This is a genomic window from Streptomyces sp. NPDC051738, from assembly GCF_044453205.1.
Classification (GTDB): domain Bacteria; phylum Actinomycetota; class Actinomycetes; order Streptomycetales; family Streptomycetaceae; genus Streptomyces.
This window is the reverse complement of record NZ_JBITCM010000039.1, coordinates 39,340-49,412: the sequence shown is the minus strand read 5'-3', so window position 1 is coordinate 49,412 and position 10,073 is coordinate 39,340. Positions and strand designations below refer to the sequence as shown.

Here is a 10,073-nt window from a genome sequence, read left to right as displayed (position 1 = left end):
CGGCTCGATCCACTTCGGATCATCCGCTGAGATCACCCCACCCATGCCCAGCCAACGCACCAACCGCCCCACCGGTTACGGGACAACCTCTAGGGTGTGGGTGGATAGGGCTATCCGTTTTCAATCCGGAAAGCCCTATCCGATTCGTGATCGAGCGTAACACGGGAACTGGATAGGTTATTCCGGTTTGCTAGCCTGGCCGACATGAACCCCCAGGACCAGCGTGCCGACGGCACCGGCAAGACGGCCCGCCCGGCAACCCCGCCCCTGCGCAGCGACGCAGAGCGCAACCGGGAGCGGATCATCGCCGCCGCACGCACGGTCTTCGGGCGCGACGGGCTGAGCGCCTCGATGGCCTCGGTCGCGCGGCAGGCCGAAGTCGGGATCGCCACCCTCTTCCGCCACTTCCCCGGCAAGGAGGACCTGGTCGCAGCCGTCTTCGCGGACCGCATGGAGGCGTACGCCCAGGCCACCGCCGAGGCGCTGGCGGACCCGGACCCGTGGAGCGGCTTCACCGGTTACATCGAGAAGGTCTGCGCGATGCAGGCCGCCGACCGCGGCTTTGCCGACATCCTGACCATGAGCTTCCCAGGCGCCGAGGCCCTGGAGGCACGGCGCACCGAGGCGTTCCACGGCTTCCTCGGACTCATCGGCCGCGCCAAGGATAGCGGGCAACTCCGCGAGGAATTCACCAGCCGCGATCTCGTCCTGCTGTTGATGGCCAACGCCGGCGTCCTCAGCGCCACCGGCGACGCCGCCCCGGACGCCTGGCGCCGCCTCGTGGCATGGATGGTGCAGTCCTTTCAGGCCCCCGCCCGCGGCCCGCTACCGGACCCGCCGGAGGACGCCGCCCTGTACGAGGCCATGCGACGCGCCAGCCACGGCGTCAACCTCCCCGAGACCGGCAAGCGGCGCTGAGCGATCGGCCGACGCCCCGACGGCAACCGCGCTCTGCTGGCGGGGTGGCTCGTGCCGCGGCGCTCGGCTGGGTCTCAACGTGCGTCAAATTGCCGCAAGTAGCGCTCGTAACGCACCTCTGCGTTTCGTCCCGATTTGCGCTGGCGAGGCTGTGAACTGCGATCACTTACACACGTTTTGTTCCACACGTTGTGTGATGACGCACCATGTTGAGTGTGTCGCGATCCTTGAGCCTGCGGCAAAGGGTGCCTGACCTGCAGGTTCGGGTGGTGTGCGTAATGTGCGCTGTGGGCGTTACGGGCGATACCTTGACGCACGTTTGACGCACGTTCTGACGGGGCGTCACTCGGTCGATGGAGCAGGTCAGGTGAGGCGGGATACGCAGTTCCCGAGCCCCGTGTATACGGAAACTTGGCGAAGATCGGTCAGGTTTTGCCAGCGCTGATTTGCGGTGCAAGGAGCGCTGCAGTTCGCGGTCTGGCGGGTCAGGGAGTCTGGCGGAGAGTCCGCTCAACAGATGGGTCCGTAGGGGCTCCAGCCGTGCATGAACGGTTGGAGGTCCTCTGTGCGGGGCTCGGGGATTTCCGGTAGCAGCGGTGAACCGTTGAGCGGATCCAGGCGTTTCACGTACAAGATCGCCCGAGCCCGGACCGTGGAACCCCAGAGGATCTGGCCTGATCGTGGTGCAGCGTTTCCGGGCCAAGCCCAGGTCGTCTCAGCGTGAGCCATAGGGAGAGGACCAAGGCGCGCGCCGAACAGCTTCAGCTTCGGGGTGCCCTCGCTGAGGCGCGACCGATGCTGAAGAAGGAGTGCGGGGCCAGGTTCTTGGTACTTCCGTTCGGTGTGATCGTGGGAACGCCGGCGATCGGCCGTCCTCACCGGCCGGTTCAGGATCAGGAGGGCCGCCCGGTCCGCAATGCCGCGGTGACCGTCATCGACGCGCGGGGACGTCAGACGTCAGCTGGTGCGTAGCGAGACCGGTGAGTACGCCGTGGCGGGTCTCCCGGAGGAGTAGCTCAGCGTCGTGGTCTCGGCATCCAGCCTGCATCCAATGGTGCGTCGGACGCTGCTGCGGACCCGGACGACGATCCGGTCGGACTTCGCCCTGCACGGCAGGCCGCGAGGCCGCCACGCCAAGCCGACGCATGTGCTCAACTCGCCGTTACAACCGGCGTTCAGTGACGCGGTATTGAAGGCGACGTGGCAGGAGATGACGCTCGCACTGATCGGGGGGGCAGGTTATTTGCCAGGCAACCAGAACCGTTGAAGGTGCGGACGGTGTCCCGCCATCCCGGGGATTCGGCGGTCGCGGACGAGGTGTTCCGGAGGCGACCGCCGGAATCTTCCGGCCCAAGTCCTGGCGCCGGAGGCACTCACCGTGCGTATCCGGCCTGGCCAGGCCCTCCGGCTCAGCCGAACTGGCCCACCTGGTAGTCGCCGGCCGGCTGGCGGGTGATGATGTTGATGCGGTTGTAGGTGTTGATGACCGCGATGAGGGAGGTCAGCGCGACGAGCTGGTCCTCGTCGAAGTATTTGGCGGCGTTCGTCCACGCCTCGTCGGTGACCCCGCCGGCTGCGTCCGCGACCCGGGTGCCCTGCTCGGTCAGCTCCAGCGCGGCGCGCTCGTCCTCGGTGAAGACCGTCGCCTCACGCCAGGCGGCGATCAGGTTGAGCCGCACCGAGGTCTCCCCGGCGTGGACCGCCTCCTTGGTGTGCATGTCGGTGCAGAAGCCGCACCCGTTGATCTGGCTGGCACGGATCTCCACCAGGTGCTGAATCGTGGTCGGCAACGTCGAGTCCGCCAGCGCCTTGCTGGCCGAGTAGAGGTGCTTCACCACCTTGGCCCCGAGGGAGTTGCCGTAGTAGTCGAGACGCGGATCCATGGGGATCTCCTAACCGAGTCGCAGTTACGCACTATTGACCGGGCAGCACCACAAGGTGTGACACCGAAGGCGGTGTGATGTGGCGGGAGTTCGCGACCGGCGGTCAGACGGCCAGCCGGTCAGCAGTGCATGAGCAGCAGGATGGCCGTGCCCAGAGCCATCGATCCGTGCCAGAAGTGCTCGTAAGGCGCGTGCGCGTCGGTGGCGACGTCCACGGTGCCCGAAGTTCCGCGCAGTGCGGGCATGTCCCGGGTGAGTGACCGAAGCGCGCACGCGAGGAGGTACAGCGTCAGCACTCCGGTGACCAGATCGCCGCCCTTCGTCTCCATGGAGTGACCGAGGTGCATCCAGGCCATCGCGGCCATGCCGGCGGCGTGGGGCAACCGCCGTACGAGGTCGGCCAGTCGGGATGCCTGGGAGCGCCCGCGTGCGCTCGCCGGGAACCACACTGCGCCGACTGCGAACAACGCCGACTGCGGCACCTCCGGCAGCAGGTGTCCCCAGGCCCACGGCATCACCGCCATGGACAGGGCCATGGCGGCGTGCAGGGAGCGGTCGACTCGACCGCGCCACCCGGAACTCCGGGTCAGGACGCCCTTGCGCACCGCGTGCACGGCCGCTGCCGCGAACAGCGCGGTCAGCATCCAGTGCACGACGTCGGCGGCACTCATGCCTCGTCGCCCTCTTCCACGCAGCGGACGGGTCCTGTTCGCATCCGGCCCGCACAAGCGGGGGAGCCGCTCAACCGGTGGGCCGCGGGGCACGCAGGTGGGCCCGCTTCTCCAACTCCTCCTCGTCGACCAGCGTGAGCATCGGTTGACCCGGCGCGCACATCATGGTCACGACGAACCGGGTCCGCGCATCGGTGAGGTCGTTGCCGTCCTGATAATGGATTACGTCACCGCCCGGCTCCCAGAACGTCCCGCCGGCCCCGATCACGCGCTCCGGCTCTCCCTCCAGCTCGAAACGGACCGCGCCCTCGACGACGTATCCGAACGCCGGCCCCGAGTGGCGATGGGGCGGAGTTCCCGGGTCTCCGGGCTCCCACTCCACCTGAATGGTCATCGCCGAGGCGCCTTCGGGGACGGAGATCGGTGCGGCGTCCTGCAGCATCGTCGCCGCCGTCTTCCACCCCTCCGACCGTGGCTGCTCGACGGTCCCGTGCACTGAGTTCTTGTCCGACATGGGTCGCACCTCCATGCGTCCGGTTCGTTGCCAGTGATGACCGGATGCGCGGTGGATCCGTGACACCGGGGCGGCAACGGCGTCACAACATCGGCGCGAGCCCGGTCCTAGCTGTAGCGGGCGGTCGGCCTCATGCCACCGACCGGCACCGGTCACATCCGGTCCCGGTCGGCGCCTTCCCCTCAACCCCCGTCCCGCAGGAGGCTGCCATGATCGATCCGGCCAGGCCCGCCGAGGCCACCGCCACCAGCGAACTGGACCAGCTGCCCGACCGTGACGCCGAGGAGACCGCCGAATGGCAGGCGTCGCTCGACGCCGTCGTGCGCAGCGCAGGCCCGGAACGGGCTGTGTACCTGCTGCGGCGGGTGTACGAGCACGCGGCCAGGACCGGCATCGCGCTCCCCGGGCTCCTGTCCACCGACTACATCAACACCGTCCCGGCGTCGGCGCAGCCGGCCTTTCCCGGTGACCTCGCCATGGAGGCCAGGATCACCGCCCTGAACCGGTGGAACGCGGCGGCGATGGTGACCCGCGGCGCCCGCTTCGGGCTCGGTGGCCACATATCCACGTACGCCTCGGCGGCCTGGCTCTACGAGATCGGGTTCAACCACTTCTTCAGGGGCAAGGACGGGGACGGTTCGGGCGACCAGCTGTACTTCCAGGGGCATGCCTCGCCGGGCATCTACGCGCGCGTGTTCCTCGAAGGGCGCCTGAGCGAGCAGCAGTTGGACGGCTTCCGGCGGGAGGCGGGCGGCGACGGTCTGCCGTCGTACCCGCATCCCCGACGACTGCCCTGGCTGTGGGAGTTCCCGACCGTCTCCATGGGGCTCGGCCCGCTGGCCGCCGTCTACCAGGCCCGGTTCAACCGCTACCTGCACGCCAGAGGCATCAAGGACACGTCCGCGTCCCGGGTCTGGGCCTTCCTCGGGGACGGGGAGACGGACGAGCCCGAGGCGACGGCCGCCCTGGCGCTCGCCGCCCGCGAGCGGCTCGACAACCTCACCTTCGTCGTCAACTGCAACCTCCAACGTCTGGACGGTCCCGTACGGCCGAACTCCAAGATCGTGCAGGAACTCGAAGCCAGGTTCCGCGGTGCGGGCTGGCACGTCGTGAAGTCCCTGTGGGGCGAAGCCTGGGACCCCCTTCTGCGGCAGGACACCACCGGTGCCCTGGTCCACCGCCTCGGCGAGGTGCCCGACGCCCAGCTGCAGACGTACGTCACCCGGGACGCCGCCTACATCCGCAAGCACTTCTTCACCGGCGACGCGCTCTCCGGCATCGCCGCCGGGCTGAGCGACGGCAGGCTGACCGATCTGTTCGAGAACTCCCGGGGCGGGCACGAGCCGCTCAAGGTCTACGCCGCCTATCGGGCCGCCGTCGAGTACCGGGGCGCGCCGACCGTCGTCCTTGCCCAGACGGTGAAGGGCCACACGCTGGGCCGGGCCTTCGAGTCGCGCAACGCCAACCACCAGATGAAGAAGCTGACGATGGCGCAGTTCCGCGAGATGCGGGACCTTCTCGAACTCCCCATCTCCGACAGCGCGTTGAGCGGTGACTTGGTGCCGTACTGGCACCCCGGTGAGAACTCGGAGGAGGTGCGGTACCTGCGCGAGCGGCGTGCCGTGCTGGGCGGTCCCGCCCCGGTGCGCAGGGTGGTGGCCAAGCCGCTGAAGCAGCCGCCGGCCCGCCCCTTCGAAACCCTGGAGAAGGGCTTCGGCAACCAGGAGGTGGCCACCACCATGGCCCTGGTCCGCCTCGTCAAGGACCTGATGCGGGACCAGGACACGGGACCGCGCTGGGTGCCGATCATCCCGGACGAGGCCCGCACGTTCGGCATGGAGTCCCTGTTCCCGACGGCGGGGATCTACTCACCGGACGGCCAGACCTACGAGCCGGTCGACGCCGACCAGTTGCTGTACTACCGGGAGGCCAGGAACGGTCAACTCATCGACGAGGGCATCACCGAGGCCGGTTCCCTGGCCGAGTTCACGGCCGCGGCGACGTCGTACGCTACGCATGGCGAGCCCATGATCCCGTTCTACATCTTCTACGCCATGTTCGGTTTCCAGCGCACGGGCGACCAGTTCTGGGCTCTGGCCGACCAGATGGGGCGCGGGTTCGTCATCGGGGCGACGGCGGGCCGTACGACGATGACGGGGGAGGGACTGCAGCACGCCGACGGACACTCCCACCTGCTGGCGTCCACGAATCCGGCCGCCGTGTGCTACGACCCGGCCTTCGCGTACGAGATCGGGGTGATCGTCAGGGACGGGCTGCGCCGCATGTACGGCGACCGGCCCGAGGACGTCTTCTACTACCTGACGGTCTACAACGAACCCAAACCGCAGCCGCCGATGCCCGCCGGGCCCTCGGTCGAGGAAGGAATCCTGCGGGGCATCTACCGTTTTCGGCAGGCGGAGACGAACGAGGAACGACCGCGGATCCAGCTGCTGGCGTCCGGCACGGCCATCCACTGGGCGCTGGCGGCCCAGGAACTCCTGCTGTCCACCTGGGGCGTCCACGCCGACGTCTGGTCGGTGACCTCCTGGACGGAGCTGCGCCGCGACGCCCTGGACGCCGACCGGGCGCGGCTGCGGGGTGAGGAGCGCGTCCCGTACGTGACGGAGGCGCTGGCGGGTGCCCCGGGCCCCGTGCTGGCGGTCAGCGACTGGATGCGTCAGGTGCCCGACCAGATCAGCCAGTGGGTCGGGCACGACTACTCGTCGCTGGGCACGGACGGCTTCGGCCTGTCGGACACGCGTGACGCCGTACGCCGGTACTTCCGGGTGGACGCCGAGTCCATCGTCGTCGCCGCCCTGGACCGGCTGGCGGGTGTCGGCGCGGTCCACGCGGAGACGGTCGCACAGGCATGCGAGTGGTACGGATGGCACGAGTGACCGTGACAGGCACGGGCGTCACACGAGACGGGACTCTCCGGTCTACCAGTCGTCCGGATCCACGCCACGACGCGAAGGTGCCCTCACCATGGCGATTCAGCCGCCCGACCTGCCCACCGAGAAGGACTTCGACGGAAAGTCCTTCGCTCCCCTCTACACCACGACGGTGACGGTGACCGGCGGTTCAGCGGCACACGGGCGGGCCTCGGGCAAGGCCCGCTCGGCCGACGGAGTCCTCGATCTGGATCTCCGCACCCCGGCCGAACTGGGAGGAGACGGCCAGGGAACGAATCCCGAGCAGCTGTTCGCCGCCGCGTTCGCCGCCTGCTTCCACGGGGCGCTGAGCCTGGTGGCACGACAGACCGCGTTCGATCCCACGGCGATCGCCGTCGAGGCGACCGTGGCGTTTGGCCGGGACCCCGAAGACGGCGGCTACCAGTTGCATGTCGACTTGGTGGTCAGGTGGCCGGGCATCGCCCCCGAGACCGCCGCTCCGCTCCTGGAGCGGGCCGATTCGCTCTGCCCCTACGCGAGGATGGCCTGGCGGGGTACGCCGACCACCATCACGCTGGCCTCCTGACGACACGGCGGGCTGTCACAGATCGCGGGGCCGTCCGGTCGTAGTGAGTGAAGACCCAGGCGATCGGAGTGGACCGTGGCTGTCACCGAACAACGTCTTGCCACCACGGTGCCGGTCTGCGGGCGGCGATCGAGCTGGCCGGGGCTGGCGTCGACGTCCTCGCCGTCGGCAAGCGCCCGAAGGAGGACGCCCATACGGCACTGGCGGCCGGCGGCATCAACGCCGCGCTGGCCACCGTGGACCCCGAGGACAGCTGGCAGCAGCACGCGGCCGACACGCTCAAGGAGAGCTATCTGCTGGCCGACCCCCGCACCGTCGAGATCGTCACCCGGGGCGCCGCCCGGGGCATCGACGACCTGGAGCGCTACAGCATGGCCTTCGCCCGGGAGGAGGACGGCCGGATCTCCCAGCGCTTCTTTGGCGCGCACAAGTTCCGGCGCACCGCGTTCGCCGGCGACTACACCGGTCTGGAGATCCAGCGCACGCTCGTCCGGCGCGCGGAGCAACTCACCATCCCTGTGCTCGATGGCGTCTACATCACCCGGCTGCTGGTGCACGACGGCGCTGTGTTCGGTGCGTACGGATTCGACCTCGCGACGGGGACGCGCTACCTGATCCACGCGGACGCCGTGATCCTTGCGGCGGGCGGTCACACGCGCATCTGGCGGCGTACTTCCTCGCGGCGCGACGAGAACACCGGCGACTCCTTCCGCCTGGCCGTGGAGGCGGGGGCCCGGCTGCGGGACGCGGAGCTGGTGCAGTTCCATCCGTCCGGGATCATCGAGCCGGAGAACGCGGCCGGCACCCTGGTCAGCGAGGCCGCCCGGGGCGAGGGCGGGATCCTGCGCAACGTGCTCGGGGAACGCTTCATGGCCCGCTACGACCCCGACCGGATGGAGCTGTCCACCCGCGACCGCGTGGCGCTGGCCGCCTACACGGAGATCAAGGAGGGCCGCGGTACCCCCAAGGGCGGCGTCTGGCTCGACGTCTCCCACCTGCCCCGGCAGACGATCATGACGCGGCTGCCTCGCGTCTACCAGACCCTGCTGGACGTACAGATGCTGGACATCACCCGCGACCCGATCGAGATCGCACCCACCGCGCACTACTCGATGGGCGGCGTGTGGGTACGACCCGAGGACCACAGCACCGACGTCCGCGGCCTGTACGCCATCGGTGAGGCATCCAGCGGGCTGCACGGCGCCAACCGTCTCGGCGGGAACAGCCTCATCGAGCTGCTGGTCTTCGGCCGCATCACGGGGCAGGATGCCGCCGCCTACTCGCAGTCGCTGACCGCCCAGCCGCGGTCGGCGTCAGCGGTCGCGGCAGCCCGGGCGGAGATGGACGAACTGCTCGCGGCCGACGGGCCGGAGAACGTCCGCGCCCTGCAGCGCGCCATCCGCAACACCATGACCGAGCACGCGGGAGTCGTACGCGACGAGGAGGGCCTGCGCGCCGGGCTGGCCGAACTCGCGGTCATCGAGAAGAGGATGGAGGACGTCGGCGTGCACCCCGACATCGCCGGCTACCAGGACCTCGCGCACGCCTTCGACCTCAAGTCCGCCGCACTGGCCGCGCGGGCCACCCTCGAAGCGGCACTGGAGCGCCGCGAAACCCGCGGGTGCCACAACCGCAGCGACTACCCCGAGCCGGATCCCGCTCTCCAGGTCAATCTCCTGTGGTCCCCGACCACCGGTATCACCCGCGAGAGTATTCCGCCCGTCCCCGACGAGATTTCCGCCCCGATGGAGGAGGTCTCGACCCAGGGAAAACTCGTCGAATAAACCCCTGTCACAGATAGAGCCCCGGCCCTGTCTCTACTGGTACAGGCACCAGGAAAACCCGAAAGGAATGTCGTCATGAAGGTCGTAGTGATCGGTGGGACCGGGCTCATCGGCTCGAAGGTGGTCGCCCGGCTGGGCGAGCACGGGCACGAGGCGGTCGCGGCCGCGCCCAACACCGGCGTCAACACCCTGACGGGCGAGGGGCTGGCCGAGGTCCTGGAGGGCGCGTCGGTCGTGGTCGACGTGTCCAACTCCCCCTCGTTCGAGGACGACGCCGTCATGGAGTTCTTCCGCACCTCCACGGCCAACCTGCTGAAGGCGGAGACCGAGGCCGGTGTGCGGCACCATGTCGTGCTGTCGGTCGTCGGCACCGAACGCCTCCAGGAGAGCGGGTACTTGCGCGCCAAGCAGGCCCAGGAGGACCTGATCAAGGACTCCGGCATTCCCTACTCCATCGTCCACGCCACCCAGTTCTTCGAGTTCATGAAGGGGATCGCGGACTCGGCCACCGAGGGCGGCACGGTGCGCCTGGCGCCCGTGAAGATCCAGCCCATCGTCTCCGACGAGGTGGCCGCAGCCGTCGCCCGCACCGCGGTCGGCACCCCGGTGGGTGGCGTGGTGGAGGTCGCGGGCCCGGAGGCGTTCCAGCTCGACGAACTCATCCGCAAGGTGCTCGCCGCCGAGAACGACCTCCGCACGGTCGTCACGGACCCGCAGGCTCGCTACTGGGGTGCCGAATTGCAGGAGACCACACTCCTGCCGGGTCCGGGCGCGCATATCGCCGAGACCAGGTACGCCGACTGGCTCGCGCGGCAGTAGTAAACCC

General features: G+C 69.1%; 9 protein-coding genes. 6 read left to right on the top strand and 3 right to left on the bottom strand.

Features of this window, described 5'->3' with window-relative positions:
• Positions 1-204: 204 nt before the first annotated feature.
• Positions 205-918: a TetR/AcrR family transcriptional regulator gene (locus tag ACIA8X_RS45840; RefSeq protein ID WP_393462736.1), complete on the top strand. Its 714-nt coding sequence runs from the start codon at positions 205-207 to the stop codon at positions 916-918.
• 1,024 nt (positions 919-1,942) lie between these two features.
• Positions 1,943-2,185, top strand: coding sequence for a hypothetical protein (locus ACIA8X_RS45835; protein ID WP_393462735.1), 243 nt, complete (start codon positions 1,943-1,945; stop codon positions 2,183-2,185).
• A 142-nt stretch (positions 2,186-2,327) separates the two neighbouring features.
• On the opposite strand, the gene ACIA8X_RS45830 is transcribed toward ACIA8X_RS45835, so the two are convergent.
• The 3 genes from ACIA8X_RS45830 to ACIA8X_RS45820 all read right to left on the bottom strand — a co-directional run bounded on the left by ACIA8X_RS45830 (position 2,328) and on the right by ACIA8X_RS45820 (position 3,986).
• A complete protein-coding gene (locus ACIA8X_RS45830) occupies positions 2,328-2,801 on the bottom strand; it encodes a carboxymuconolactone decarboxylase family protein (protein WP_393462734.1) in 474 nt (157 codons plus the stop codon).
• Positions 2,802-2,920: 119 nt separating this feature from the next.
• The gene (locus ACIA8X_RS45825) at positions 2,921-3,472 is read right to left on the bottom strand and encodes a DUF5134 domain-containing protein (protein WP_393462733.1); all 552 of its coding nucleotides are present in this window, start codon (positions 3,470-3,472) and stop codon (positions 2,921-2,923) included.
• Between the two features lie 70 nt (positions 3,473-3,542).
• Positions 3,543-3,986, bottom strand: a complete 444-nt coding sequence (locus tag ACIA8X_RS45820) for a cupin domain-containing protein (RefSeq protein ID WP_393462732.1) — start codon at positions 3,984-3,986, stop codon at positions 3,543-3,545.
• A 209-nt stretch (positions 3,987-4,195) separates the two neighbouring features.
• Between ACIA8X_RS45820 and aceE the strand changes: the two genes are divergently transcribed.
• The 4 genes from aceE (at position 4,196) to ACIA8X_RS45800 (ending at position 10,066) form a co-directional block, all read left to right on the top strand.
• Positions 4,196-6,883, top strand: coding sequence for a pyruvate dehydrogenase (acetyl-transferring), homodimeric type (gene aceE, locus ACIA8X_RS45815; RefSeq protein WP_399460738.1), 2,688 nt, complete (start codon positions 4,196-4,198; stop codon positions 6,881-6,883).
• Positions 6,884-6,971: 88 nt separating this feature from the next.
• Positions 6,972-7,463 (top strand): Ohr family peroxiredoxin, encoded by a 492-nt coding sequence (locus ACIA8X_RS45810; protein ID WP_393462730.1) that lies wholly within the window; start codon positions 6,972-6,974, stop codon positions 7,461-7,463.
• Positions 7,464-7,510: 47 nt separating this feature from the next.
• Positions 7,511-9,247: an FAD-binding protein gene (locus ACIA8X_RS45805; protein WP_399460737.1), complete on the top strand. Its 1,737-nt coding sequence runs from the start codon at positions 7,511-7,513 to the stop codon at positions 9,245-9,247.
• Positions 9,248-9,322: 75 nt separating this feature from the next.
• The gene (locus tag ACIA8X_RS45800; RefSeq protein ID WP_393462728.1) at positions 9,323-10,066 is read left to right on the top strand and encodes an SDR family oxidoreductase; all 744 of its coding nucleotides are present in this window, start codon (positions 9,323-9,325) and stop codon (positions 10,064-10,066) included.
• The last annotated feature ends 7 nt before the right edge of the window (positions 10,067-10,073 follow it).